Below are 26,109 nucleotides of genomic sequence, written 5' to 3'. Positions count from 1 at the left end.
CAGGCCAGCACAAGAGCTACACAGAAGGGCTGGGCAGGAGCATCCGTGACAAAACGAGGAGAAGCAGCCGATGGATTTCAACTTTCTGAGCCGTAACTGGAAGCGTATCGTTCAGACAGTGCTGTATCCCTCTCCTGATTCAGCACAGCCTGATTCAGCGTCTGCTTCCGGGTCTGGCATGAAGGACGACTCAGAAGCCATAGCGCTTCTGGCTGATCCGACCCGTATTGATGCACCAGTGCTCTGGCTGCTCGGCAAGGTGCAATCGGGTAAAACCTCGATCATTCATGCCATCACCCGCCACCCGGAAGCAGAGATAGGTGCCGGCTTCAAACCCTGCACCCGCCATGCACGGCAGTTTGAGTTCCCGCCTGAGCTACCCCTGGTGCGCTTTATTGATACACGTGGGCTGGATGAGATGGGCTATGATCCTGAAAAGAGTTCTGAAGAGAGTCCCGAAAACGAGCTGACCGAGATCGAGCAACAGGCGGACGCGCTTCTGGTGGTGGTGCGTGCGCTTGATCCACAGCAGGAGCGTGTTCTGCAGCATCTGATTCAGATCCGCAAACGCCACCCCGACTGGCCCGTGATACTGGTACAGACTCGACTGCATGATGCCTATAAGGATGATCGGGACCATCCCGATTATGATCAACTTCATACCACGCCCGATCTGATCGATCTGCAACGTGCACTGAAAGCACAAGTAGAGGCTTTCAGTAACCTGCCGGGCAAAGGTCCTTTTCTGTCGGTCGCCGTTGACCTGACCAAGCCGGAGGATCAGTTCACACAGCCGGACTATGGCCTGGATGCGCTGCTGGATGCGCTGCTGGATGCGCTGGATCAGGTTCTGAGTGAAACGAAACGACAACAACTCAAAGACCTGTTACTCCGTGAAGGTGATCAGCGCCTGCAACAGATTCACCCACACCTGATAGGCTATGCCACAGCTGCGGGTATCACCGATATGATTCCTGTCGCCGGTTTTATCACCGTGCCCACCCTGCAGGGCAAGATGCTGCATTCCATTGCCAGTATTTACCAATGCGAGTGGGATAAGCGCACCCTGACCGAGTTTGCCACCTCACTCGGTTCCGGCACCCTGCTCGGCATAGGTGCCAGCTTCGGGGCGCGCCAGCTGGGCAAGCTGGTACCGGTTTACGGGCAGTCGATCGGTGCCGTGGCAGCAGGCACTGCCAGCGCGGCTGTCACCTATGCACTGGGCAGAGCCGCCTGCTACTATCTGGAGCAGAAGCTGCTTGGCCGAAGTGATCCGGGCGGAGTGGCGCGCGCCTATCAGGGCTCACTGAAGGAGGCTTATCAGATGTTCCACGATCGGCTCAAGCGGCAGAATAAAGATCATGAGTAAGCGCCCAACCCGACGGCAGACGCTGCTGTTGAGCGCCATGGTACTGTTACTGATCACCCTGCCTGCACTGCTACTGCTGCCTGCTGGCCTGATCTGGCTGTGGCAGACAGAGCTGATCTACCCCTGGCTGGCAATGCTGGCGTTACTGACCCTGAGCGGTTATCTGATCGCTGTCTGGATGCAGCGCCGCCTGGCACCGGATCAGCCCCCTGCCTCACCCGATCCAGCCGAGACACTGCAGCCCGCCATCACGCCCCCAAGTGATGACTGGTCACCACAGGACCTGGCCGCCTGGCAGGAGGTGCAGCGGTTGGCTCAATCCACCGACAAGAACATCCTCGGCAGCAAAACACTGCTGCAACGCAGTGCTCGCGAGGTGATTGAAAAGGTGGCCCGTCACTACTACCCGGATCACCGTGACCCGATCTGGAACTTCACCCTGCCAGAAGCACTCCTGTTGAGCGAGCGCGTCAGTCAGCAACTGCGCCTGGTACTGCTGGATCAGGTGCCGGCTGCGCATATGATTCAGGTGGGTCAGGTGCTTCGCTTGTGGGAATATCGTGAGGGCAGCATGAAACTGTATCGGGGCGCGACGCTGGCTTACCGGCTGGTGCGACTGGTCAACCCGATATCGGCACTTCTGGCAGAAGCCCGCGAGCGGATACTCGGCGTTGCCTTTGATGAAACCAGCGACTATCTGAAGCAACGCGGTGCCCGCATCTGGGTTGAGGAGATCGGCCGCGCCGCAATCGATCTCTACTCAGGCAAGCTGCAGGTGAATACAGAACAACTCTCAAATCTGGCGGCAAGTGACAGGGCCATCCAGCCACCGCCTGGCCCGGTCCAGGTGCTGATTGCGGGACAGGTCAATACCGGTAAATCCAGCCTGACCAATGCGCTGCTGAAAGATACTCAGGCAGCTGTGGATCTGCTGCCCATGACAGAGGGCAGCAGCCGTTATCAACTCAAGCAGAATGACGAAACACTGGCGGTGCTGATTGACACTCCCGGCATCGACGATGACGCCTCCCTTGAGCGACTGGCCGCACAGTGCGCCGATGTCGACTGCATCCTCTGGGTCATTGCTGCCAACCGCGCAGACCGTGAACTGGACGCTCGCGCACTGGAGGTCATACGTGACTGGTTCCGTGCCAACCCCAGACGCAGCATGCCACCGCTGGTGCTGGTCGTCAGCCATGTTGATCGTCTGTCGCCGGCACGCGAATGGTCGCCGCCTTACACACTGACTCCCCCGACCCGCCCCAAGGCGATCGCCATATACGAAGCGTTGCAACATATCGCGCAGGATCTGAAGGTGCCGGATGCCGATCTGATCCCGGTTCGGCTGGATCAGGGGCCAGATGGCTATAACATCGACCTGCTCTGGGCGCTGCTGCAGGAACGGCTGGAGCTGGCAAAAAAAGGCCGCTCACAGAGGTTACAACTGCTGGCCCGCAAGGCCGACTGGAAAAAACTCCTGCAACAGGCAAGAGGCACAGGCCGGTTGATTAAAAATGTGCTGAAGCGCTGATTCTTTGCTTGACTCAACCTTAGATTGTGATAGCGTACTAGTACACGAATACATACTACCCCGATGAACAGCATAGATATGAACAGCCTTGATACCATGAGCACCGAAACAACCGACCAGCACACCCGTGACCTGCTCGATTATCTTCTGACCGTGAACAGCCATATCGAAATGCTGCATGTTCTGGAAAGCCTGTTGACTCCAGCCGAGTTGAGCGAGATCACCAAGCGCTTGCAGATCTTCCGCATGCTGGAGGCAGGTGTACCACAACGCAAGATCGCTGAGCAGCTGGGCGTCGGTATTGCAACCGTATCGCGGGGATCACGTGCCTTGAAACAACCCGCCCATGAGTAGCCGGCTCTGAGCAGTCAGCTATTTCAACACTCATACCGTACACAAACAGATTACAAGCAGAGTCAGATATGACGACCGATAAGCAATCAGATAAACCAACCAAGCCCCGCAAGATAGAACTGCCGCGCAAGCCGCACTATGTCACCCTTGCGGCCGACTGCGACTTCTTCAACCTGTTTCAGAAGATCGAGAAGCGTTACGACACCTGCTTCATGTTGGAATCACTCGGCGAAGACAGCCATATTTCGCGCTATTCGATCATCGGCTTCGACCCGGAGCTGATCATCTCGGCAGCAGAACGCACCCTGACCATCACCCAGCGCGATGGCAGCAGCGACAGTTACGAGAGTGACAATCCCTACTATCTGCTGCGCGAGATCATGCCGCAGAACATCATCTCGCGTAAGTATGCCGGTGGCCTGACCGGCTACCTGGGCTATGATTGCATGCAGTATTTCGAGCCAACGCTGTCGCTCAAGAGTAACGACTACTTCGATGCCTTCCGCTTCGGCCTGTATAAAGATGGCCTGATTCTGGACAAGATGACCGGCGAGATCATCTACTTCTACTACACCGTAAACCGTATGGACCTGGTCAATGAACTGATCAACGCCGAATACGAGGGTAACGGCCCGCTCAGCATCACCTTCACCGGCGAAACCATGTCACGCGAGGAGCACGCCAAAGCGGTCATGAAGGTGAAGCAGGATATTATCGATGGCAAGGTGTTCCAGTGCGAAGTCGGGTTCAAGAAGCATCTTAAACTGCAGGGCGACACCATCAGCATCTACGAACAGTTGCGCGAGGTGAATCCTTCCCCGCAGATGTACTACATCAAGTTCGGCGATCAGAAGATCATCGGCGCCAGCCCCGAGCTGTTGTTCCGCCTGCGCCAGGGTGAGATGGAAACCTTTCCGCTGGCCGGCACCACACGCCGTGGCAAGGATGCGACCGAAGATACCCAGTTCGCCCGCGCCCTGCTCAATGACCCTAAAGAGATCGCCGAGCACAATATGATCGTCGACCTGCACCGCAACGATATCGGCCGTGTTGCTCGCTTCGGTACCGTAAAAGTGCGCAGCCTGATGGATATCAAACGCTTCAGCCATGTGCAGCATATATCGAGTGAGATCGTCGGCATCATTGATGAGTCCGAAGATATGTTCTCAGCACTGGCCAGCAACTTCCCTGCCGGCACCCTGACCGGTGCACCGAAGATCGAAGCGATGAAGATCATTGATGAGCTGGAAGTGGATGGTCGCGGCCCTTATGGCGGTGCAGTCGGTAACTTCTCCTTCAATGGCGACTGCACCTTTGCAATCCCGATCCGTACCGTGTTTGCCAAGGGTGAGAACGCCTATGTTCAGACCTGTGGCGGCAATGTGTACGACTCCAATCCGGAAGATGAATACGAAGAGATCCAGCGCAAGTTTGCCGGTACGCGCAAGGCACTGGAGCGATTTACCGCAGCGGCTGAACAGGAGTCCGCCCAGTGAAAGTTCTGATTATCGATAACTACGATTCGTTTACCTACAACCTCTATCAGTTCATCGGCGAGGTGTTGACCAGCGCCCGATTGAAAGAGGAGATCGACGACTTCAATATCATCGTCAAGCGTAACGATGAGGTGACGTTGGAAGAGATCCGCGCACTCAAGCCCAACCGCATCATCATCTCCCCCGGCCCCGGCTCACCGGATGATGAATCCTACTTCGGCGTATGCGCCGACGTGATCCGCGAACTCGGCCCGGAGATCCCGTTGCTGGGCGTCTGCCTTGGTATGCAGGGTATCGTACATGTGTTCGGCGGCAAGATCGTCAAGGCCAACCTGCCGATGCATGGCAAGATCAGTCCGATCAGCCACAACGGCCGCGATATCTTCCGCGACATCCCGGATCAGCTCGAAGTGATGCGCTACCACTCTCTGATGGCCGAAGCCGCCAGCTTCCCCGCCAACCTGGAGATCACCGCACTGGTCGGCGAAGCGGATCTGAGCGCGCTGAGCGATACCGAAAAAGTACGCGCAGGCGGCCCGTTCGAAATCATGGGCGTGCGCCACCGCCACCTGCCGATCCAGGGCATCCAGTTCCACCCTGAATCCTTCGCCACCGAAGGCGGCAAAGAACTGATCCAGAACTTCCTCTTCAGCTAATCGCGCTTCGGAAAAGAGGAAAAGGGGTCAGGTACATTTACGGCGTGCCGTAAATGTACCTGACCCCTTTTCCTGACCCCTTTTCTTTTCTTCCTCTTTTGACAAAACGCCATTCGTTAACTTAGCTCAATAGCAGAATGCGACTTCCGGGATCCATCCTTGGTATTTGGGTCGTAGGAGGTATGAATAAACACAGGAGCGTTATCATGCGTGTTAACAAAGCTGCCGGCACTGTGCTCGGCACCCTGCTCTTCTCATCCATCGCTCAGGGTGGGATCACGACCATGTCTCATGTCTATGAAGTGAACGGTGTCGCTTATGAGGGCTATGTCGCCTATAACAGCAACGTTGAACAGACGCGCGGAACAGTGATAATCATCCATGACTGGAATGGCGTGGATGGCTATGAAATTCGCCGTGCCGAGATGCTGGCCGCCGAGGGGTATACCGCTTTTGCGGTGGATCTGTTCGGCCAGGGCAATCAGCCACAGTCGATGGAGGAGAACCGTCAGCGCACTGGCGAGTTATATGCCGACCGTGAGGAGTTCCGGGCACGGCTGATGGGATCTCTGGATCAGACGAGCGAGATACCCGGTGCCACCGACAAGGTGGTGGTGATGGGTTATTGCTTTGGTGGTGCAGCGGTACTGGAGATGGCCCGCGCGGGTGCAGACACCCAGGGTTTTGTCTCCTTCCATGGTGGGCTGGGATTGCCGGAGGGTCAGAATTACGACTCAGTTACCGCGCCGGTACTGATCCTGCATGGCTCTGCTGACCCTGTGTCTGGCATGCAGGATCTGGCCAGTCTGCTGGATGCACTACAGGAAGCCGGTATCGAGCACCATGCTCAGGTGTATGGCGGCGCTCGGCACTCCTATACTGTATTTGGCAGCGGTGATTATGACCTTGGCGCAGATCGCGCGTCCTGGTCTGCCTTACAGACATTTCTGAGCAAACAGCTGGATTAACGGCTCAGTCCTCCGGGTTGCTGTAGCCGCGAATATGCAGCGGCCCATTCTCCTTGAGCGTATCCATCACCACATGCGAGGCTATCTCACGGATACCCTCAACACTCCCGACGATACGTGACAGAAAATGAGACAAGGCAGGCATGCTCTCCACCTTCACCTTGACGATAAAGTCATAATTCCCAGTAATGGTATGACAGTCGATCACCTCATCCCGTGTCAGCAGAAACGCCATCGCTTCTGCAGGTGACAGCATCAGTTTCTTCTCAAACGAGACGAAGATAAATGCCGTGATCTGCAGATCCAGTGCCGGCGCTGACAGGTTCAGGGGGTAGCCCTGGATCACTCCCTCCTGCTCCATACGGCTGATGCGACGGGAGCACTGGCTGATCGACAGACACACCTCTTCAGCCAGAGCGCCCAGTGTCATGCGCGAATCCTGCTGCAGCAGATGCAGTAGATGCAGGTCAAACTTGTCCAGCGTCACAACCTTTCCTCCTCTACTCGATATTACGTAGTGCATGACAACTCTAGCGGTTTGCCATCAGCACCATCTACACATGGATCATGAGCACTGCTTAGGTTGATAGCGGAGCGTTATGCAAATATTTTGCATATTAATATCATTATTAATATTTAATTTGTAGTTATAACTGATCATTCACAAATATACGCAAGCACTTCTCATCCACTTTGTCGTAATATTTCAGGCATAAAGCAACATATCGGGAGAGAGAGATGTCAGTCGCACTTGAGTTGTTTAAAGAGTCAGTCAAGGAGTTGGATCGCCAGGATCCGCTTGCAGGTTTCAAGTCACGTTTTGCCCTGCCCGAAGAGATGATCTACCTGGATGGCAACTCTCTCGGCGCACAACCGATTGCCAGCCATCAGGCGGTTGAGGGTACTCTTACACAGTGGCGCAATGAACTTATCAAAGGGTGGAATCAGGGTTGGTTTGATGCCCCTGAGCGCCTGGGTAACCTGCTCGCCCCGCTGATCGGAGCGCATGATGATGAAGTAGTGGTCACCGATAACATCACCCTGAATATCTACAAACTGATCGGCTACATCACCGAATCCCAGTCTCGCAAGCGTCCGGTTATTCTCAGTGAAGGGGGTAACTTTCCCACTGATGGCTACATTGCTCAGGGGTTCTGTCATTTCACCGGGTTCGAGCACCGATTCATACCGGTGGGTGGTCGAGTAGAGGATTATCTGGATGATCAGGTTGCCGTCGTTATCCTCAGCCATGTGCATTATCGCACCGGTCAGGTACGTGACATGGCAGAGATCACGCGTAAAGTACACGCCTGTGGTGCCGAGATCATCTGGGATCTGGCCCACTCAGCCGGTGCGCTGGAGGTGGATCTGCATACACATGATGTGCGCTTTGCCGTCGGTTGCACCTACAAATACTTGAACGGTGGCCCGGGTGCCCCTGGTTTTCTGTATGTCAGCAAGACACATCAGGATAATGCCTGGCAACCGCTGACCGGTTGGCATGGGCATGCGGCGCCTTTCGCCTTTGATGGCGATTATGCCCCCGCCTCCGGTATGACACGCTTCAGAACAGGCACCCATTCAGCACTGATCTACAGTGCGCTGGAAGCCTCACTGGCACTATGGCAAGAGGTCAATATGGCTGACCTGCGAGCCAAGAGCCTGAAGATGACTGAGCTGTTTCGCGAGTGCATTGCCGACACACTGCAGCGCCACTCGATTGAAGATATCACGCCACCAGCAGATGAGCGCGGCAGCCAGGTCTCATTGATCGATCAACAACATGGATACGCCATCGTACAGGCGCTGATCGAACGCGGCGTGATCGGCGACTATCGCGAACCGGGCCTGCTGCGCTTCGGCTTCACTCCCCTTTACCTCAGCTATGAGGATGTCTGGCAGGCCGCCCGACACTTCTGTGAAGTGGTGGAAAGCGGCGAGTATCAAGCACCGCGCTTTCAGGTTCGCGCCTCTGTGACCTGATTCAGACTCTCTTTGCAGCTCAGCCTTTCAGCTGAGCTTTCCAACCGGGTTTCCAACAACCCAACCGAGTAACTGGAAGTGAACTTTCACTTCCAGAGGATCACTTTTATTCAAAATTCAGGATAAACCTCGATGATAAAAATAAGATCAGAGTTTGCATCACGATTCGGTTTTTTGATGGCTGCTGCCGGAGCAGCCGTAGGCCTCGGCAATGTCTGGGGCTTCCCATCCATGGCTGCCAATAATGGTGGTGGAGCATTCTTGCTGGTATATCTGGTGATGTCACTGGTGTTGGCCTACCCCGCCTTGATGGCCGAACTGACCCTCGGTCGTTACGCCCAGAGTGGTGTCGTCAATGCCCTGGCTGAAGCCGGCGGCACAGGTACACGCAGGCGGATCGGGAAAACAATAGGATTCTATTCCGTCTTCATTGCAGCCATCGGCCTGACCTTCTACTCCATCGTTACAGGCTGGTTGATCAGCCAGACCTGGCAACCAGTTGCACGAGTGCTCGAACTCGACAGCGCATATGCCTGGCTGACCCACTCAGGTATAGTGCGCGACCTCCCCTCATCCATACTTGCGATAGTGCTGTCTGCTGCCGTGGTGATCGCAGGCGTCAACAAGGGGATCGAGCGCTGGTCAAAACGTCTGATGCCAATGCTGGTACTGATGATGCTGGGATTGATCATGATCATCATGACCTACCCGGGTGCCCTGGATGGCCTCAAACTCTATCTGATACCGGATCTGACAAAAATCACGCCCAAACTGATGCTCGATGCAATGGGCCAGGCATTCTTCTCCATGTCGATCGGCATTGGTGCCATGGTGATCTATGGCTCATATCTTAACCGCTCAGCCAATCTGCCCATCACCGGAGCGCAGGTGATGTTCATCGATATGGGGATCGCATTTATTGCTGGCTTGCTGATCATTCCCGCCATGTTTGTCGCTCAGAATCTCGGGGTGAATATCTACAAAGCCAGTGGCGAGCTGGAAAGCTCAGCTACGCTGCTGTTCAATGTGATGCCGTCAATGTTTGGCCATATGGGTGGGATGGGCTTGTTTCTGGAGTTTCTCTTTTTTGGTCTACTTTCCATTGCAGCCCTGACATCCATGTTCCCTGCGCTGGAGGTACCCGTGTCGGCTCTTGAAGAAGCAGGTGTCATGCAACGCCGCCCTGCCACTCTGGTGGTAGCTGCACTGATTCTGATAGTCACAACCATCATCATCCTGAACTTCGATGCCATCTTCGGTACAGTGATCAGCTTTACTATCAACAGCATGCCTCTGATCGGCGCCATGACCTGTCTGTTTGTCGGCTGGATGCTGTCACGGAATGCCAAACTCGAAGAGTTGCGTAAAGGCTACCCGGAGATACAGCATACTCTGTTCTGGAAAATCTGGCCCTGGTATATCCGTTTTGTCTGCCCGGCCCTGCCTTTAATCGTCCTCATCCGTAGCCTGACCTGATCCTCCTGAATCACACAAGAATGGGTGCAAGCACCCATCCTTTTGCGACCCCCTGTTTCATATTCGCGTCAGCCATTTGTGAAACAGGGCTGCAGTTATTTCCAATATGACCCACTCTGTGCCAGCATTAAGAGATCGACTCAGCGCATGAAAGGATAGGCAGATGGGCATCACCACACGAGATCTGATAGCGGACTACTATACGGCCTTCAACGCCGGTGACACGGAGGATATGATCGCCATGGTCAGCGATGATATTCGCCATGATGTGAACCAGGGAGAACGACGTGTCGGCAAGGCCGCATTCATCGAATTCAATGCGCACATGACCCGTTGCTACAAGGAGCAGCTGACCGATATCGTGATCATGATAGATGAAGAGGAACCTTCACGCGCCAGCGCTGAATTTATAGTCAATGGCCAGTATATCGCGACCGATGATGGGCTGCCCGAAGCCAAGGGGCAGACCTACCGCCTGCCTGCCGGCACCTTCTTTGAGCTGGATAAGGGTAAGATCACCCGTATCACAACCTATTACAATCTTCAGGACTGGATTGCTCAGGTTGCAGGTTAATGTCTGATATACGCATCAAAACACTGGATCATCAGGCGATAGAGGAATCGCTTGATGCATTGGCAGTGCTGCGCATCCAGGTGTTCTACGACTACCCCTATCTGTACAAGGGGGATCTGGATTACGAGCGTGAGTACCTGTCGCACTATCTGAATGATACGGCAGTGTTTGTCGGGGCCTATGATGGCGATCGACTGGTCGGAGTGGCGACGGCCAGCGCGGCTAACGAGCATGCCGAGGCTTTCAGCCGAAGCCTTGAATCGGCCGGATATGATCCTGGCCAGCTACTCTACTGCGGTGAATCGGTGCTGCTGCCTGAGTATCGTGGCAGGGGTATCGGTCATCGTTTTTTTGATGAGCGGGAAAATCATGGCCGTTTCCTTGGCCTGGCCTACAGCTGTTTTTCAGCCGTGGTGCGCCCGGATGATCACCCCTTGAAGCCAAAAGATTATCAGCCACTGGACAGCTTCTGGCGCAAGCGCGGATACCAGCGCCTGGACAATGTCATCGCGCATTTCAGCTGGCAAGATATTGATCAGCCAGCTGAAACCGAAAAACCGATGCAGTTCTGGCTGAAACCGCTTTAGAAACAGGGCCCATGCCAGATCACCCATACTATAATGCGAAAACAGCACAAAAAGGATTCGCAGGCTGGGATGGATCTGAGCCTGCGCTCAGTTTACAACCGTCACCGGACAATGGGCATGATGTACCAGATACTGGCTGATACTACCGAGAAACATTTCTCCGATGCTGGACAGCCCTCGACGCCCGACAAGGATCATCGGATTTTCACGCTCTTTTGCATAAGCGATAATGGCCTCACGTGGCTGGCCTGATAACAGCACTTCCTGCACGTTTTCCTGAAGGCTTGGCTCGAGAAGTGCGCGCGCCTCATCAAACACTTTGCGCGCTGACTCATCACGCAGAACCTGAAAGTTATCAGGATTCAGATATTTGAACTGTTCATGGGGCATGCCTTCACCCGGCGGTCCAAACAGCTCAGCCGCACTGTTCGGAAATGCATAGAGGAGTTGAATACTGACTCCCATGCGTTGCGCCAAGTCACCTGCCAGGCTGACCGCCTGCTGCGAACCTTTCGAACCATCTACCGCTACTAGTAATACATCTACCTGCGATCCAGACATATAATCTCTCCATAAGTTTACCGACTTTCAATTAAGTATAGATTACCAGAGGCGTACATAATCCTGCGGCTGATTTATCAGGCGATACAGTTGCCAGAATAGTTCTATCACTCTCCCGCAACCAGATTAACAGAGAGCAAAGTCTACTTCGAGTCACTGCATGCGCTATGATTGGCAGATGATGTCTTCAGTGATGTATCATGCGCTACATATGGATTAACCATATATGAAAGGGATACATCACATGTTCAGTTTAGAAGTCACCGGGCTGCTTGGCCTGATTGTTCTGGCTTTCAACATCTATGCCATCATCAAAATCGTTCAGAGCCGCGCCGGTACTGGTGTCAAGGTTCTCTGGGTACTGCTGATCCTCTTCCTGCCGGTAGTGGGCCTGATACTCTGGTTTCTGCTGGGCCCAAAATAAGCATTTAATCCAGAATATTTCCAATAAGACCCTGGAGTGATATGAGTCACGAACAACCCGATAATCCACTGCATGGCGTGACGCTCGAAGCAGTGGTTGTAAAGCTGGTGGAGCACTATGGCTGGAACGCGCTGGCAGAGGAGATCAATATCAACTGCTTCAAGAATGATCCTTCGGTCAAATCCAGCCTGAAGTTTCTGCGGCGTACCCCCTGGGCGAGAACGCAGGTCGAAAACCTCTATATTTCGACCTTTTCAAGCCAGAAATGATTCAGATGTACTGATTGCCAATCCGGTGAGATAACAGTGGTTGCTGATGAGTTGGCATTATCTGCAACTGCCGCTAATATGACGAACCGGATTGCATTAGAGAAGCATCATGCGCGCTAAAGGAAAAATCACCTCCTGGAATGAGGATAAGGGTTTCGGTTTTATTACTCCCTTTGAAGGGGGTAAAGATCTGTTTATCCATATAAACGCTTTTATCAACCGATCACATACGCCTCAGCCAGGCCAAGTTGTCACCTATACTATTTCGACTGACAAACAAGGTCGCCCCTGCGCAATGAAAGCCAGTTTGCCCGGTGATGCGATACGAGAACGCCCCAAGCCGTCACGATCCGGAAAGCCGCAACTGCTCTTGGCCGCATGTTTCATGTTTTTTGTCATGCTGAGTGCTGTATTCTCCCTGATACCTGTAAAGCTGCTCGTGATTTACCTGCTGATCAGCCTGATCACCCTGCTCGTCTACTGGATGGATAAGACTGCAGCTAAAGCGGATAGGCGTCGTGTATCAGAGAAGAATCTGCATCTTCTGGCATTGGCCGGAGGGTGGCCTGGTGCAGCACTGGCACAGCAGTTATTAAGGCACAAAACTACCAAACAGTCTTTCCGCTCGATGTTCTGGGTCACCGTCACGGTGAATGCTGGTCTGTTTGTCTGGTTTCTGACACCGAGTGGAAATCAGCAACTGAACACTTTACTGGGCTTTTTCTGATAAAAAGATGTTTACAACCTTCAGCGCTGCCGCTCATACACACTGAGATTCACCGCCGTTGCCAGATTGAGTGATTCGATCTGGCCGGCACCCGGTATGGTGAACGGCTGCGCATTCAATGCCTGCAACTGATCACGTGGCACGCCGCGCGCCTCATTCCCGAACAGATAGCAATCACAGGTCTTGAAGGCAGGTGAGCTCAAGGGCTCGCCCTGCATATCAAGGCAGGCGATACGCGAAAAACGCTGTGACAGTGATTCGATAGGCACATCCAGCTCTATTGGCACATGGAATAATGCCCCCATGCTGGAGCGGATCACTTTGGGATTGAAGGGATCAACACTGCCGGGGCTGAGCAGGCAGCGGAAGCCGCCAAACCAGGCCAGCGTGCGCAGAATGGTGCCGAGATTACCCGGGTCCTGAATCTGATGCAGATACACAGCGGCACCCGCTGAGGATGCCGTCGGGTGGATCGCAGCAGTAGGCAACACCGCCAGGATGCCCTGCGGCGTTTTGGTGTCGGCTATTGCCGCCATTTGTCGATCGCTGACCTCATGCTTGTCAAAGCGGCTTGGCCAGTCGCGATAAGCCGCCGTGACATACAACTGCGCAGATTGCAGCGCAGGCTGAGTAGCCGCGGCCTTTTCCAGTTCCAGTACCAGGTGCTCGCCCTCGATCAGGCAATGGCCCAGTTCATGGCGATACTTTTTCTGGTGGAGTTTTTTGATATCGTCGAGTTTCATGCTGAGGCTGCACCCTGCTCCTGCAACATTGCCAGTGCAACCGCCTCGGCAACCTTGATGCCATCAATGCCTGCCGACAGAATTCCACCGGCATAGCCAGCCCCCTCTCCCGCCGGATAGAGCCCACGGGTATTCAGGCTCTGGAAACTCTCGGCATCACGGGTGATACGGATCGGTGATGAGGTGCGTGACTCGATGCCGGTCAGGATCGCATCGTCCCGATCGAAACCGCGGATCTTCTTGCCGAATGCCGGCAGCGCCTCGCGCACTGCGTCGATGACATAATCAGGTAGCGCGTCGGCCAGATCACAAAGCAGAACCCCTGGCTTGTATGAGGGCTCGACCTCACCCAACTCAGTGGAGGGCTGGCCGCGCAGGAAATCACCCACCAGCTGTGCCGGTGCACGATAATCACAGCCGCCGAGCTTGTACGCGATCTCTTCCAGACGCTCCTGAAGCTCAATTCCGGCCAGTGGCCCACCGGGATAATCCTGTTCGGGGTTGATACCCACTACGATACCCGAGTTGGCATTACGCTCATTGCGTGAATACTGGCTCATGCCGTTGGTCACCACGCGCCCCTCCTCCGAGGTTGCCGCCACCACTGTGCCACCGGGACACATGCAGAAGCTGTAAACGGCACGACCATTTTTGGCATGGTGGATCAGCTTGTAATCCGCTGCCCCCAGCTCAGGATGACCGGCATATTTGCCCAACCTTGCCCGATCAATCAGTGACTGCGGATGCTCGATCCGAAAGCCGATGGCAAAAGGTTTCGGCTCAATGAACACCTCATGACGATGCAGCATACGGAAGGTATCCCGCGCACTGTGGCCAAGCGCCAGCACGACATGGCGGCTCAACATCTCGGTGCCATCTGCCAGCACTACACCACGCACTGACTGATTATCCAGCAGCAGATCGGTGACTCGGGATTCAAAGCGTATCTCGCCACCCAGTTCGATGATCTCTTCGCGCATTTTTGCGACGATACCCGTCAGGCGGAAGGTGCCGATATGAGGCTTGTTAACGAAGAGGATCTCGTCAGGAGCACCGGCACGCACAAACTCCTGCATCACCTTGCGACCGTAAAACTTCGGATCCTTGATCTGGCTGTAGAGCTTGCCATCGGAAAACAGCCCGGCTCCACCCTCACCAAACTGCACATTGGACTCGGTATTCAGTGTGTTCTGACGCCACAGCGCCCAGGTATCCTTGGTGCGCTGACGGACATCGCGCCCACGCTCCAGCACGATCGGCTTGAATCCCATCTGCGCCAGTGTCAGCGCTGCAAACAAGCCGCAGGGACCAAAACCAACCACCAGCGGGCGCTCAGTCAGATCAGCCGGGGCCTGTGCCACAGGATAATAAGCCGTATCAGGTGCTGCCTTGATATGAGTGTCATCGGCAAAGCGCGCCAGCACGGCTTCATTGTCGCGGGTGTCGAGGTCGATGATATAGACAAAGGTGATCTCAGTATTTTTCTTGCGCGCATCATAGCTGCGCTTGAACACTGCAAAGTCGAGCAGCTCATCATCCGCCAGCTTGAGGCGTTTCAGAATAGCCTCGCGAAGCGCCGATTCGGGGTGATCAAGAGGCAGTGACAGTTCAGTTATGCGAATCATGGTGAGGGTTCCGGCCGATATTTTCGGCAAAGGATGACAGTAACGCAGAATTATACCTGCCATGCTGTGATAAGTCAGCGCACCTGCTCCTACACCAAGCTGCACGCCATCCTGTCAGACAGTCTGTAGCATGCGCCTTTGCTGATCCGCACCAGGCAGGTACAATAGCGCCTTTCTCTCGGCGGTATCAGTAAGGCGGTATCTGTAAATTATGACCCGATCCAAAAGCAATAACCGTTGGATGGATGAACATGTCAACGACCCTTTCGTCAAACAGGCTCAGATTGATGGCTATCGTTCACGCGCGAGCTACAAGCTGCTGGCGATCAACGAGAAGGACAAGCTGATCAAGCCGGGCATGCTGGTGATGGATCTGGGTTCAGCGCCGGGTGGCTGGTCGCAGGTGGCCTCGAAACTGGTCGGTGCGAAGGGCAAGGTTATCGCTTCGGATATTCTGCCGATGAACTCCTTGGCCGATGTTGAATTCATTCAGGGTGACTTCACCGAGCAGAGCGTTTTCGATGAGATCATGGCGGCCGTGAATGGTGTGCCGGTGGATGTGGTGATCTCGGATATGGCGCCCAATATCAGCGGTGTGTCGACAGCAGATCAGGCCTCTTCCATCTATCTGGTGGAACTGGCGCTCGATATGGCCAGCCAGGTACTCAAGCCCAAAGGCACTTTTGTGGCAAAAGTGTTCCATGGCGAAGGCTATGAGGAGTTTGTCAAAGCGGTGAGAGTTCATTTTGATTCAGTCGTGGTGCGCAAACCTGAGGCCTCCCGCCCCCGCTCCCGCGAAGTCTACCTTGTCGGCAAGGGATTTCGGGGATGAATTTCAAAACCTCAACGCGCATCAATAAATACATCAGCGAAAGCGGCCTGTGCTCAAGGCGCGAAGCGGATCGCTATATTGATCAGGGCAACGTGTACATCAACGGCAAGCGCGCCACAACGGGTGATCAGGTTTTTCCCGGGGATATGGTCAGGGTCAATGGCCAGGCGATCGATCCTCAGGAAGAGGATGATCTGATCTTTATCGCCCTGAACAAACCCGTCGGCATTGTCAGCACAACTGAATCCAGTGAGCGTGGCAATATTGTCGATTTCGTCAATCATGGCGCCCGCATCTTCCCGATCGGTCGTCTGGATAAAGACTCACAGGGTCTGATTTTTCTGACCAATAACGGTGATCTGGTCAACAAGATACTGCGCGCCAGCAACAATCACGAAAAAGAGTATCTGGTGACAGTCAATAAACCGATCACCGACGCCTTCATCAATGGCATGAGTAACGGCGTGCCGATACTTGGCCGTGTCACCAAAAAATGCAAGATCGTGAAAGAGTCGACCTTTGTCTTCAACATCACCCTGATTCAGGGGCTTAACCGCCAGATCAGACGCATGTGCGAACACTTCGGTTATGAGGTCACCCGGCTTGAGCGAGTCAGAATCATGAACGTGTCGCTGAAAGGGCTGGCACTGGGCGACTGGCGCGATCTGACCGAAAAAGAGATCAAGACGATCGCAGCGCTGACGGAGCAGTCCTCTTCTGATGCTGCACCCGCTGGTGCGCAGGAACCTCGCAAGCCGAAGGCTGGCAATCGTTCAGGTGCCAGAGCTGGTGCTAAAACTGATCGACGCTCAGATAAACCGGGCAGACCAGCAGGCAAGGGCTCATCCAAACCTGCAGTAAAAGGACGTGGCGACTCAGGTAAAGCAAAGCCAGGTGGAAAACCGCAGCCAGGCAGCCGCTCCGGCAGCAGCGGTAAAACGCAGAAACCCAGTACGGGGCAAAAGTCAGGCGGAGCTCAACGACCCGGTACTACCAACAAGCCCAGAAGCAATCCCGGATTTGCACAAAAGCCCAAGGCTGGTAACCGAAAAAGTGGTCCGAAGCGGCCTTGAGCCCTGCTCACCTTAAACTGATTTCAGATAGTAGTCAGTCTCAGTTGATTCACTCTCAGGTGCTCCGGCAGCATTTCTGCCGGCATGGGCTTGGCGATATGAAAACCCTGCAGCACATCGCACCCCATCACCTGAAGCTTGATGATCTGCATCGGCCCTTCTATCCCTTCTGCCACTATTTCAAGATTGATCGACTTGGCCATCGCAATGATCGCCTTGATCACTGCAGAGGATTTCACATCGTCCATATGACTGACGAAATAGCGATCAATCTTGATCACATCGATCGGGCAGTCTATCAGACGCTTCAGCGATGAGTACTCTGTTCCGAAGTCATCTATCGCGATCATAATACCCATCTGCCGCAACTCGACCAGATTGGCAATCGCCATATCGCTATTGGCCAGTATGGCACGTTCAGTAATTTCCAGCTCTAGTCGATCTGCCGGCAAGCCACTGGATGCCAGCACATTGAGAATGCGCGCCACAAAATTAGGGTGGGCAATCTCACTAGGTGACAGATTGACCGCAACACGACCGCACTCAAGCCCCTGATCCAACCACTCTCTAGCCTGATGGCAGGCAGTAGTGATGACATATTCATCAATGGCAGCGAGCAACCCGCAGCGACCGGCAATATCCAGAAACGCCTCTGGCAGCAGAAGCCCCTGAGTCGGGTGCTGCCACCTGACCAGAGCTTCAACGCCAGAGACACCTCGCCTGTGGCAGTAGTGCCGGGGCTGATAATGTACAGTCAGTTGCTGCTCCTGCAGCGCGATCTTAAGTTCAGACTCTCTGAGTTTGCGCTGTTTGACCTCATCGTGCATGGTCTTGATGAAGAAATGATAGGCGCTGCCTCCCTCCTCTTTGGCCTGATACATGGCAAGGTCAGCATGTAGTAACAGCTCTTCGGGGTCCTGAGTATCACCGGGGCAGGTCGTAATGCCAATGCTGGTACCGGTCTGAATCAGATGGTCGGCAATCTGAATCGGCTGACTCAGCATATCGATCACTTTCTGGGCAGCCACAGCCGCACTTTCAGGCTCCTTCAAATCATTCAGTATGATGGCAAACTCGTCTCCACCCAGTCGTGCCACCACATCCGTATCACGAACAACTTCTCTCAGCATGCCGGCTACCGCTATCAGCAGCTCATCACCCACACCATGACCATAGTGATCATTAACCGCCTTAAACTTATCGAGATCAAAAAAGAGCAAGGCACAGCAACGCCCTTTTCTGGTCGCAAACCTTACTGCATCGAGCAGACGCTCATTAAATTCGAATCGATTGGCGAGGCCGGTCAACGCATCATGTCCAGCCAGGTAGTGTGCCTTCTCCTGAGCAGCTCTGCGTTCGACGATCTCACCCTTCATTCGATCGTTCGCCTCGGTAAGCTCCCGGGTTCGCTCTGCCACGACGTCTTCAAGGTTGGCCTTGACGGCAAGCAGTTCAGCCTCGGTCTCGCGGCGCTGAGTCACCTCTTCCTCAAGCCGCAGTAGATTTTTACCGACAGCATCGGCCATCTCATTGAATGAAACGGCGAGATCGCCCAACTCATCACGACTGACTCCTCTGAATCGAAATGAGCGATCACCACGCCTGAATCGCGATATGCCTGTCACCAGCCAACTGATTCGTCCGGACATATAGGAAGCCATCCAGATCGCAATCAATACAACCAGGACGATCATCACCATTGTGGAAATAGTGAGACTTCTGGCTGTCTCGCCGAGATTCTGATCAATCGCAGCCTGGGTGGCATGGCTCAGTTGCGCCATCTGCCCATCAGCACGCATCACTATCTGATCAAGTCGCTCCCTGGACTCATTTGCCGGCTTATGAAACTCATCCACATTGGCGCCGATCGTCACGAATCCGAAACCTCGCGGTGTGTCTCCGTACTGCCCGGTATAGTAGGGGATTGCTGCTGCCGTGGTTAATTTCCATAGACCGCTCCACAGGATCATGAAAGAACCGGAACCTCCATGCTGCGTCAGGTTATGCCAGCCGACACACTGCGGAGCAAAATTCAGATAGCGGCAATCCAGTCCGATCTGCCCGGCGCGCATCTGATCCAGAGAAGGTTTTTTGGTAATGCTTTGTGCTGAAAACTCCGGGACCTGCTGAAGATACTCCTCATATGCCAGACCGCTGGCCTGCCAGGCTTCGTAGTGAGCATCCTCAAGCCAGGCAGGAGCAGGACGACCGGTTTCAGGATCATACCCAACAATAGAATGGTGCCGGGGATGCGCGATGCTGCGCGCTTTATGATCCCAGATGAAGGCATAGTTACCGGATGAGGCGTCCGTGATATCCGTGTAACGCTCGGGTGTTGGCACAATGAAATCGGTAAAGGCCATGATATGATCATGATCCAGCGCCAGTGTTACCCAGCCTATGATCTCCCCCTCCTGCACCACGGGTGTGGCCCAGCGTACCAGTCCTTCAAAGCGCCTTCCGAGAGGATTCTCCTTTCCGGCATAGGCACTCTCATGTGGGGCGAACTCGACACCCGCCCTGGCTGCGCTTTCCGGAGTATAAGGGCCGATCACAGAGGTACCGACATAGGCGCCAATCACATCCGACACATGGATATCACCAGGCTCAAGCTGTTGCAGTTCTGAAAAATAGCGTTCCGCCTTGATGTAGGTGTTCTGTGGATCAGAGATGTCCCGAAGCTGGTGGCTGACGCGATCAGAAGTGGTGATTTTGATCTGCTCCTGCCCCAGGAGATCGATAAAAGTCATCTCCAGATACAGTGGCGCCCTGACCTGAGTAAAGGTATAGGGAGGCTGGTAATTGAAGGCTCTGGCATTATCATCACTGCCCCAGTCGACATCAGCTGACTGAGGCATGTTTTTTTCCAGCGGCTCCCAGGCGCTGTTGTCATCGGCAAGCTGCCACTCGCCATGACGTGTCAGATTGCGTGCTCGTGCGCTGAGGAACTGCTCATATACCAGTGGATCAGCGGGAAGGGTTGCAGCCAGCAGAAGGTCGCTGTCTCGCTCATATAGAAAGGTCGCAATAGCCTGCGCCACATCGGTTGTCTGGCGTTCAATATCATCTCTGGCCCGTGCGTCCAGCGCTTCCACGGCATCGGCAATTGCCACCCGACCCACCTCATTGACCGAGCGGGTTGCTGTACCGAGCAGCTGCTCTACACCCGTTGCCAGTTGCTGCCCGAGATTACCTGCCTGTGTCCAGGCCAGCCAGCCAAGCAGCAGCAATGGAATTACCTTGATTGCAACAAATAACAGGACGAGCTTGCCCCGAATACCTATTTGCATGCCGTTTCTACTCTTTATTATTGGCTTCAGTGTCTGCTGCACTTGTTTGAATATGATTAAAAAACGATGAACAATTCCCCTTATACCAACAGAAATCAAGTTAACATTGCAAGTACTTTGTTTGATTTTATAGCTCACCGTGGATTAAATAGACATTTGTTGATCCAGGTCTGCATAATAACTTCCAGCATTGTGTAGCCTAGCGCGTCCCGTAATCACGGCAATAATCACGACATGAATGGCAGTGTCAAGGATGTATAAGGCCAGCAGTCGCTGCTGAACACTCAGCCGCGTGGAGTTAATATGTTAAAAAAAACCAGTATCAAGGTTGTCCTGTTCAGCCTGTTGATCAGCACCTTGTTGATGCTGCCGATCTCTCATGGCACCGTGCGGGCTAACGAGCAACTGCTGTCCTCCCTGTTCAGCCAGCACTCCACCGTGATGCTGTTTATAGACCCAGCCACCGGCGCGATCATCGATGCCAATCAGGCAGCAGCTCGCTTTTACGGTTTCAGCATTGAAGAGCTCAAGACCATGTCCATTCAGGATTTCAATATTCTGGATGCTGAGGAGGTTGCCAAAGAGCGAGAGCGTGCTCAAAAAGAGGAGCGCAGTTACTTTGTATTTCCTCACCGCAGTGCCAATAGAATCATTCGCACCGTAGAGGTTCACTCCTCGCCACTGAAGCTGACCGATGGCCGCGAGATACTTTTTTCAGTGATACATGACATCACCGGCAAAGCAATTGCCGAAGAGGAACTGCTGACCTACCAGAACCGCCTGCAGGAGCTGGTTCAGCAACGCACACAGCAGTTGCAGGCCAGTCAACAACAGCAAAGATACATACTGCTGGGTGCGATTATATTGCAGATGCTCGTGATCGTAGTACTGCTGTTCAATATACGTAAACGCAAGGAGATCAGTGATGCGCTGCGCAGGGAGCAATCAGCACTCCTGGACAGCCGCGCCTATAACCGACTGCTGTTCGATGACTCACACCTGCCGCTGGTCGTGATGGACCCCATCAACCTGAGCTTTCTGGACTGCAACGAAGCAGCCGTCGACATTTACGGTGCAAAAACCCGCGAAGAGCTGCTGTCCTGGAAACCCGGAACAGTATCCCCTCCTTTTCAGCATGATGGCACCTCATCCGGAAGGCTGGGTTATGAGTTGATCAAGGAGTGCCTGAACAAGGGGTCACTGGTATTTGAATGGCTGCATCAGCGCCCCAGTGGTGAGTTGTGGGATGCCGAGATCAGACTGGTCAGATTTCAGCATCAGGATAAAACGCTGCTGCAATTCAGTGTTCAGGATATCACTGAGCGTAAGCGCTCAGACCATGAGATACGTAAACTCTCCCAGGCCGTCGAACAGAGCCCGGACAGTATTCTGATCACTGATCTTGAAGGCCGCATTGAATATGTCAATGATGCATTTCTGAATAATACAGGCTATACGCGAGAGGAGATTCAGGGTGAAAATCCACGCCTGCTGCAATCAGGCCTGACACCGAATGAAACCTATGAAGCCATGTGGTCCACACTGCAAAGAGGCGAAACCTGGCGTGGGGAGCTGTATAACCAGCGTAAGAATGGCTCGGAGATGGTGGAGTTTGTTACCATCGCGCCAGTACGAGATACGGCTGGAAATGTCAGCCACTATCTGGCAATCAAACAGGATATCAGCGACAAGAAACAGGCTGCAGCACAGATTCATCGCCTGTCATTCTTTGATCCACTGACAGGTCTGCCTAACCGTACTCTGTTGATGGATCGTCTGGAGCAGGCTTGCGCTTCGGGCCGACACCAGCACTATCAGGAGGCACTGCTTCTGCTGAATATTGACCGCTTCAAACTGATCAACGATGCCCACAGTCTGGTTACCGGTGACGCCCTGCTGCGCGCCTTTGCCAACAGAATCGCAGGCCTGTTACGCGAAAGTGATACGGTTGCCCGAGTAGCCGGTGATGAGTTTGCCATTCTACTGCCGGACCCAAACAAGGGGCATGGACAAGCTAACAGGCGTGCGCTTTCGGTCGCAGAAAAAATTCATCAGTTGTTGCTGCAACCGATCAATATTGATGGGGAGATGTTTTCAGTCACCACCAGTATCGGGATAACAACCTTTCCGGAAAAGGCAAATGAGACACCGGCAAACATCATGCGGCGTGCCGATACCGCGCTGCACCGTGCCAAGGCGGGAGGTGGTAACCAAACCTCCTTCTTTGAAATCGGTATGGGCGAGGAAGCTGAACGCAGTTTCAGAACCGAGCGAGAGTTGCGCCATGGTATAACTGTTGGTGAGCTGAGGCTCTATCTGCAGCCACAGGTTAATTCGAAACGAGAAGTAGTGGGGGCTGAAGTACTGGTACGCTGGCAACACCCAGCCCAGGGCCTGCTGCCACCAGCCGTGTTCATCCCGATCGCTGAGGAATCTGATCTGATCATTGAGCTGGGTACATGGGTACTGACGGAGTCCTGTCGCCTGATAGCCAAACAGGCTCAACTGGGTCACCCTTTGCACCTGTCGGTCAATCTGAGCCCGCGCCATTTCCGCCAGGGTAACTTTGTTGCCACGGTAAGGCAGATACTGTCAGCCACCGGTGCCGACCCCACCAGCCTGACTCTTGAGATCACAGAGGGCCTGGTGATCGATAACATTGATGATGTCGTCGCCAAAATGAGCGCTCTGGCCGAGCTGGGTATACATTTTTCCGTGGATGATTTCGGCACTGGCTATTCGTCTCTTGCCTATCTGAAACGTCTGCCAATCGATGAGCTCAAGATTGACCGTACTTTTGTTCAGGACGCTCCCAACGATCCTAATGATGCAGCGCTGGTGGAAACCATTCTGGCTGTTGCCTCGCATATGCACCTGAAAGTAGTGGCCGAAGGGGTCGAAACCGAAGAGCAGGCTGCCTTCCTGAATGCACGTGGCAATGTGATACATCAAGGCTATCTGTTCGGCAAACCAGGCCCTGCAGAAGAGTGGATTGCTCACTGGAGATCGACAGGACCAGTCCGGCAGTAGAGCCTGTTCAAATCAGTCATAACAAAGGATACACTTATAACAACAATAAAAAACATAATGTAAGGTTTGCTCATGCGATCCCATTCCTGCACCACACAGGTGGCTGACCCTTATCGTGCCGGCATTGACCTTGGTGAACAGCTCCGTACACTGACTCCCGAAGTGGTGTTTCTCTTCTGTGCCGTCCACTACCCCGATCCTGAAGAGCTACTGCAAGGACTGTATGATGCTCTGGAAAATGACAAGGTCATCCTGATAGGAAACAGTGGGGATGGATTTTACGAAACAAGGATAGCCGCGGATTATGGCGCTGTGGCGCTGGGCCTGAACTCAGAAGGACGGATACGCTGGCAGATCAGTGCTCAGACTGGTGCCGCCAGCGCACCCGCCGAGACAACCCGTGCTGCGCTGCAGGACCTCACCTCTGGCGAGCAGCCGGCACTGATGTTTATCAGTGTCGATTTTCATGCCGATGCCAGCGAAGTCGAAAAGGTCCTGTTCCATGAATGCCCCACTCCCGTGGTCGGCGGGTTGGCTACGGATGACAACCGCATAGATACCTGTCTGCTGTTCTGCAATCGCAGATTGATTCGTGACGGTATCGTGATGCTCGCTGCTTATGGTGAGTTTCCCTTTTCGATTCATATCAGCAATACCCTGCAACCGGTCGGCAAACCGGGCAAGGTCGATGCTGCAGTGGGTGCACTGCTGCAGCAGGTTGATGGCATTGCCGCAGCCGACTTCGTTGCCCGTGAAACAGGAAAACCGGTGCTGGAGAGCGACCGTGGAATCGTCACCCTGCGCGTCACCAATCCTGACCAGCCAGAGCAGACACGGCTGCGCTCAATCATTCCTGATGCGAGCAACCCTGAGGGTACACTCGGTTTATATGGTGGTATTGAGCCCGGCCGTCTGATCCAGGTCTGTGTGGCACACCCGGATGAGCTGATACGTGAAGTGTATCAACTGGCCAGTGACAGTGTCCGAGCAGATTTTGTGGCCAAAGCTGCTCTGGTGGTCAGTTGTGCAGGACGCAAGTGGCTTCTTGGTGGTCAGATCCACAATGAGGTGAAAGCGATGTCCGACGCCTACCCTGCTGGATTGCCGATGGCGGGTTTTCCTTCATCCGGAGAGTTCGGCCCGATGCGCCAGGGCAAGGGCTATACACGCAACATGTTCCACAATATGACTTATGTGCTCTTGCTGCTGGGTGATGAGGAATGAGCTCATTGCCACGTTATCATGTGTCACTGCAAGCCACACCACCGGATGGATTTATCCATTGTGACATTACCAGGCGCATTCTTACCGGCGGCCTGATCGCCCTCCACGCCGCCAGTCTTGATCAACTGGAAGCTCTGGTAGCACAGGCGGGAGAAAGAATGCATGGTGTTCTGCTGTTGCCCGGTTTGAACCTGAATATCAAACAGCGCACCAGCCTCCTGTGGGAGGTTCGCTACCCTCCCGCTCTGGAGCAGGAGATCCAGACACTGGCTGATGCACTACTCACCCTGATAGAGCAACTGTTTAACCAGATCGATCGCAATCGCGAGTCTGACTACTATGGTCAGCGAATCAGCCGGGAGGTTGAAGCGATCCGAACCGACTACAATCATGTCACCAATACTCTTTTGAAGCAGGTCAGCGACCTGCAGAATGCGCAGGCTGCATTACAGGAGGTTAATGAAGCGCTTGAAGCGCGTGTGGATGAGCGAACACGGGAGCTGACCCAGGCGAATGAAGAACTGCATCGTGCCATCACCCAATTGGCTCAGGTCGAAAAACTGGCTTCGCTTGGCCGTCTTGTGGCTGGAATCTCCCATGAGCTCAACACCCCATTGGGAAATATTGTCACCGTCGGAACCACGCTGGAATCATCTGTTCAGCTGCTGAAAAACGCTCTGGAATCCAACACCCCTCTGAAACGCAGCCAACTGCTGGCATCACTGGATACACTGAGCAGTGGTCTGGGTATGATCAGCCATAACGCCGAACGCGGCGCAGCACTGATACAACACTTCAAGCAGATTTCCACCGATCAGACCAGTATGCGTCGGCGTGAGTTTGAGTTTGGTGCCTTGATTAATGAGGTATTGATCACCCTTGCACATCAGCTGAAACCCAGTCCGTTCTCTGTTCAGACTCAGATGGAATACAAGCTGATGCTGAACAGCTATCCCGGCGCGCTGGAGCAGATCATCACTCTGTTGATCAATAATACCCTGCTGCATGGTTTTGCTAAACGTGACAAGGGCAACATCCTGATGACAGCCAGAAGGCTGGATAATGGCTGGATTGAGTTCATCTACAGTGATGATGGCGTCGGCATGGATGCCGAGACGATGAAGCATGCTTTTGAGCCCTTCTATACATGCCGACTGGGTCAGGGTGGCAGCGGCCTTGGGCTGTCGATAGTGCATAACCTGATCAGCGGCCCACTGAGCGGACATGTAGAGCTATCGAGCACACCCGGCAAAGGTGTCACCTTTACCTTTACATTACCCTGTTCACCAGAATAAAAAACAGACTTGGCAAGGTGCC

At 53.9% G+C, this 26,109-nt stretch carries 23 protein-coding genes; 18 read left to right on the top strand and 5 right to left on the bottom strand.

Annotated features, from left to right (window positions below):
* Positions 1–70: 70 nt before the first annotated feature.
* From F7R27_RS12355 to F7R27_RS12330, 6 genes are all read left to right on the top strand, one after another.
* A complete protein-coding gene (locus F7R27_RS12355; RefSeq protein WP_151704580.1) occupies positions 71–1,369 on the top strand; it encodes a YcjF family protein in 1,299 nt (432 codons plus the stop codon).
* Complete coding sequence (locus tag F7R27_RS12350; protein ID WP_168927500.1) at positions 1,362–2,900, top strand: GTPase family protein; 1,539 nt, start codon at positions 1,362–1,364, stop codon at positions 2,898–2,900. Before F7R27_RS12355 ends, F7R27_RS12350 begins: the two co-directional genes overlap by 8 nt.
* A gap of 78 nt (positions 2,901–2,978) precedes the next feature.
* The gene (locus F7R27_RS12345; protein ID WP_240776361.1) at positions 2,979–3,254 is read left to right on the top strand and encodes a Trp family transcriptional regulator; all 276 of its coding nucleotides are present in this window, start codon (positions 2,979–2,981) and stop codon (positions 3,252–3,254) included.
* A 68-nt stretch (positions 3,255–3,322) separates the two neighbouring features.
* Positions 3,323–4,750: an anthranilate synthase component I family protein gene (locus F7R27_RS12340; RefSeq protein ID WP_151704579.1), complete on the top strand. Its 1,428-nt coding sequence runs from the start codon at positions 3,323–3,325 to the stop codon at positions 4,748–4,750.
* Positions 4,747–5,406 carry an anthranilate synthase component II gene (locus F7R27_RS12335; RefSeq protein ID WP_151704578.1) on the top strand — a complete coding sequence of 220 codons (660 nt, stop codon included), beginning with the start codon at positions 4,747–4,749 and terminating at the stop codon, positions 5,404–5,406. Before F7R27_RS12340 ends, F7R27_RS12335 begins: the two co-directional genes overlap by 4 nt.
* A 206-nt stretch (positions 5,407–5,612) precedes the next feature.
* Positions 5,613–6,374, top strand: coding sequence for a dienelactone hydrolase family protein (locus F7R27_RS12330; RefSeq protein WP_151704577.1), 762 nt, complete (start codon positions 5,613–5,615; stop codon positions 6,372–6,374).
* Positions 6,375–6,378: 4 nt separating this feature from the next.
* On the opposite strand, the gene F7R27_RS12325 is transcribed toward F7R27_RS12330, so the two are convergent.
* On the bottom strand, positions 6,379–6,861 hold the full coding sequence (locus tag F7R27_RS12325; protein WP_168927499.1) for an Lrp/AsnC family transcriptional regulator: 483 nt from the start codon (positions 6,859–6,861) through the stop codon (positions 6,379–6,381).
* A 251-nt stretch (positions 6,862–7,112) separates the two neighbouring features.
* On the opposite strand from F7R27_RS12325, the gene kynU reads away from it, so the two are divergent.
* From kynU to F7R27_RS12305, 4 genes are all read left to right on the top strand, one after another.
* Entirely contained in the window at positions 7,113–8,357 is a 1,245-nt protein-coding gene (kynU, locus tag F7R27_RS12320; RefSeq protein WP_151704575.1) for a kynureninase, read from the top strand.
* A 132-nt stretch (positions 8,358–8,489) separates the two neighbouring features.
* Complete coding sequence (locus F7R27_RS12315) at positions 8,490–9,833, top strand: sodium-dependent transporter (RefSeq protein ID WP_151704574.1); 1,344 nt, start codon at positions 8,490–8,492, stop codon at positions 9,831–9,833.
* Between the two features lie 163 nt (positions 9,834–9,996).
* Positions 9,997–10,407, top strand: coding sequence for a ketosteroid isomerase-related protein (locus F7R27_RS12310; RefSeq protein WP_151704573.1), 411 nt, complete (start codon positions 9,997–9,999; stop codon positions 10,405–10,407).
* Positions 10,407–10,994: a GNAT family N-acetyltransferase gene (locus F7R27_RS12305; RefSeq protein WP_151704572.1), complete on the top strand. Its 588-nt coding sequence runs from the start codon at positions 10,407–10,409 to the stop codon at positions 10,992–10,994. Before F7R27_RS12310 ends, F7R27_RS12305 begins: the two co-directional genes overlap by 1 nt.
* Positions 10,995–11,081: 87 nt before the next feature.
* Here F7R27_RS12305 and F7R27_RS12300 read toward each other — a convergent pair whose 3' ends face one another.
* Positions 11,082–11,555, bottom strand: coding sequence for a universal stress protein (locus F7R27_RS12300; protein WP_151704571.1), 474 nt, complete (start codon positions 11,553–11,555; stop codon positions 11,082–11,084).
* Between the two features lie 244 nt (positions 11,556–11,799).
* Between F7R27_RS12300 and F7R27_RS12295 the strand changes: the two genes are divergently transcribed.
* From F7R27_RS12295 to F7R27_RS12285, 3 genes are all read left to right on the top strand, one after another.
* Positions 11,800–11,979: a PLDc N-terminal domain-containing protein gene (locus F7R27_RS12295; protein WP_151704570.1), complete on the top strand. Its 180-nt coding sequence runs from the start codon at positions 11,800–11,802 to the stop codon at positions 11,977–11,979.
* A 41-nt stretch (positions 11,980–12,020) separates the two neighbouring features.
* On the top strand, positions 12,021–12,248 hold the full coding sequence (locus tag F7R27_RS12290; RefSeq protein ID WP_151704569.1) for a VF530 family protein: 228 nt from the start codon (positions 12,021–12,023) through the stop codon (positions 12,246–12,248).
* Positions 12,249–12,357: 109 nt separating this feature from the next.
* Entirely contained in the window at positions 12,358–12,975 is a 618-nt protein-coding gene (locus F7R27_RS12285; RefSeq protein ID WP_151704568.1) for a DUF1294 domain-containing protein, read from the top strand.
* A gap of 20 nt (positions 12,976–12,995) precedes the next feature.
* Here the strand turns inward: F7R27_RS12285 and F7R27_RS12280 are convergent, their stop codons facing one another.
* Together F7R27_RS12280 and F7R27_RS12275 are read right to left on the bottom strand one after the other, a co-directional pair.
* Positions 12,996–13,718, bottom strand: a complete 723-nt coding sequence (locus F7R27_RS12280; RefSeq protein WP_151704567.1) for a TrmH family RNA methyltransferase — start codon at positions 13,716–13,718, stop codon at positions 12,996–12,998.
* On the bottom strand, positions 13,715–15,343 hold the full coding sequence (locus tag F7R27_RS12275) for an NAD(P)/FAD-dependent oxidoreductase (RefSeq protein WP_151704566.1): 1,629 nt from the start codon (positions 15,341–15,343) through the stop codon (positions 13,715–13,717). Before F7R27_RS12275 ends, F7R27_RS12280 begins: the two co-directional genes overlap by 4 nt.
* Positions 15,344–15,554: 211 nt before the next feature.
* Between F7R27_RS12275 and rlmE the strand changes: the two genes are divergently transcribed.
* Together rlmE and rluF are read left to right on the top strand one after the other, a co-directional pair.
* On the top strand, positions 15,555–16,175 hold the full coding sequence (rlmE, locus tag F7R27_RS12270; protein ID WP_151704565.1) for a 23S rRNA (uridine(2552)-2'-O)-methyltransferase RlmE: 621 nt from the start codon (positions 15,555–15,557) through the stop codon (positions 16,173–16,175).
* The gene (gene rluF / locus F7R27_RS12265; RefSeq protein WP_151704564.1) at positions 16,172–17,248 is read left to right on the top strand and encodes a 23S rRNA pseudouridine(2604) synthase RluF; all 1,077 of its coding nucleotides are present in this window, start codon (positions 16,172–16,174) and stop codon (positions 17,246–17,248) included. Before rlmE ends, rluF begins: the two co-directional genes overlap by 4 nt.
* Before the next feature lie 23 nt (positions 17,249–17,271).
* Here the strand turns inward: rluF and F7R27_RS12260 are convergent, their stop codons facing one another.
* Complete coding sequence (locus F7R27_RS12260; protein WP_151704563.1) at positions 17,272–20,538, bottom strand: putative bifunctional diguanylate cyclase/phosphodiesterase; 3,267 nt, start codon at positions 20,536–20,538, stop codon at positions 17,272–17,274.
* 303 nt (positions 20,539–20,841) lie between these two features.
* On the opposite strand from F7R27_RS12260, the gene F7R27_RS12255 reads away from it, so the two are divergent.
* From F7R27_RS12255 to F7R27_RS12245, 3 genes are all read left to right on the top strand, one after another.
* Positions 20,842–23,568, top strand: a complete 2,727-nt coding sequence (locus F7R27_RS12255; protein WP_151704562.1) for a sensor domain-containing protein — start codon at positions 20,842–20,844, stop codon at positions 23,566–23,568.
* 72 nt (positions 23,569–23,640) lie between these two features.
* Positions 23,641–24,792: an FIST signal transduction protein gene (locus F7R27_RS12250; protein ID WP_151704561.1), complete on the top strand. Its 1,152-nt coding sequence runs from the start codon at positions 23,641–23,643 to the stop codon at positions 24,790–24,792.
* Positions 24,793–24,797: 5 nt separating this feature from the next.
* Positions 24,798–26,087: a sensor histidine kinase gene (locus F7R27_RS12245; RefSeq protein ID WP_168927498.1), complete on the top strand. Its 1,290-nt coding sequence runs from the start codon at positions 24,798–24,800 to the stop codon at positions 26,085–26,087.
* Positions 26,088–26,109 lie beyond the last annotated feature (22 nt).

The organism is Nitrincola alkalilacustris (genome assembly GCF_008973755.1).
Lineage (GTDB): Bacteria > Pseudomonadota > Gammaproteobacteria > Pseudomonadales > Balneatricaceae > Nitrincola > Nitrincola alkalilacustris.
Note: the sequence above shows the minus strand (reverse complement) of the source record. Positions and strands in the feature narration are given on the sequence as shown.

Excerpts from the sequence above, each read along its gene's own strand:
- F7R27_RS12255 (WP_151704562.1), top strand. The coding sequence starts at position 20,842 with ATGTTAAAAAAAACCAGTATCAAGGTTGTCCTGTTCAGCCTGTTGATC.
- rluF (WP_151704564.1), top strand. The coding sequence starts at position 16,172 with ATGAATTTCAAAACCTCAACGCGCATCAATAAATACATCAGCGAAAGC.
- F7R27_RS12290 (WP_151704569.1), top strand. The coding sequence starts at position 12,021 with ATGAGTCACGAACAACCCGATAATCCACTGCATGGCGTGACGCTCGAA.
- F7R27_RS12345 (WP_240776361.1), top strand. The coding sequence starts at position 2,979 with ATGAACAGCCTTGATACCATGAGCACCGAAACAACCGACCAGCACACC.
- F7R27_RS12305 (WP_151704572.1), top strand. The coding sequence starts at position 10,407 with ATGTCTGATATACGCATCAAAACACTGGATCATCAGGCGATAGAGGAA.
- F7R27_RS12285 (WP_151704568.1), top strand. The coding sequence starts at position 12,358 with ATGCGCGCTAAAGGAAAAATCACCTCCTGGAATGAGGATAAGGGTTTC.
- F7R27_RS12280 (WP_151704567.1), bottom strand. The coding sequence starts at position 13,718 with ATGAAACTCGACGATATCAAAAAACTCCACCAGAAAAAGTATCGCCAT.
- F7R27_RS12275 (WP_151704566.1), bottom strand. The coding sequence starts at position 15,343 with ATGATTCGCATAACTGAACTGTCACTGCCTCTTGATCACCCCGAATCG.
- F7R27_RS12355 (WP_151704580.1), top strand. The coding sequence starts at position 71 with ATGGATTTCAACTTTCTGAGCCGTAACTGGAAGCGTATCGTTCAGACA.
- F7R27_RS12295 (WP_151704570.1), top strand. The coding sequence starts at position 11,800 with ATGTTCAGTTTAGAAGTCACCGGGCTGCTTGGCCTGATTGTTCTGGCT.
- F7R27_RS12330 (WP_151704577.1), top strand. The coding sequence starts at position 5,613 with ATGCGTGTTAACAAAGCTGCCGGCACTGTGCTCGGCACCCTGCTCTTC.
- F7R27_RS12300 (WP_151704571.1), bottom strand. The coding sequence starts at position 11,555 with ATGTCTGGATCGCAGGTAGATGTATTACTAGTAGCGGTAGATGGTTCG.
- F7R27_RS12260 (WP_151704563.1), bottom strand. The coding sequence starts at position 20,538 with ATGCAAATAGGTATTCGGGGCAAGCTCGTCCTGTTATTTGTTGCAATC.
- F7R27_RS12250 (WP_151704561.1), top strand. The coding sequence starts at position 23,641 with ATGCGATCCCATTCCTGCACCACACAGGTGGCTGACCCTTATCGTGCC.
- F7R27_RS12350 (WP_168927500.1), top strand. The coding sequence starts at position 1,362 with ATGAGTAAGCGCCCAACCCGACGGCAGACGCTGCTGTTGAGCGCCATG.
- F7R27_RS12310 (WP_151704573.1), top strand. The coding sequence starts at position 9,997 with ATGGGCATCACCACACGAGATCTGATAGCGGACTACTATACGGCCTTC.
- F7R27_RS12315 (WP_151704574.1), top strand. The coding sequence starts at position 8,490 with ATGATAAAAATAAGATCAGAGTTTGCATCACGATTCGGTTTTTTGATG.
- kynU (WP_151704575.1), top strand. The coding sequence starts at position 7,113 with ATGTCAGTCGCACTTGAGTTGTTTAAAGAGTCAGTCAAGGAGTTGGAT.
- F7R27_RS12340 (WP_151704579.1), top strand. The coding sequence starts at position 3,323 with ATGACGACCGATAAGCAATCAGATAAACCAACCAAGCCCCGCAAGATA.
- rlmE (WP_151704565.1), top strand. The coding sequence starts at position 15,555 with ATGACCCGATCCAAAAGCAATAACCGTTGGATGGATGAACATGTCAAC.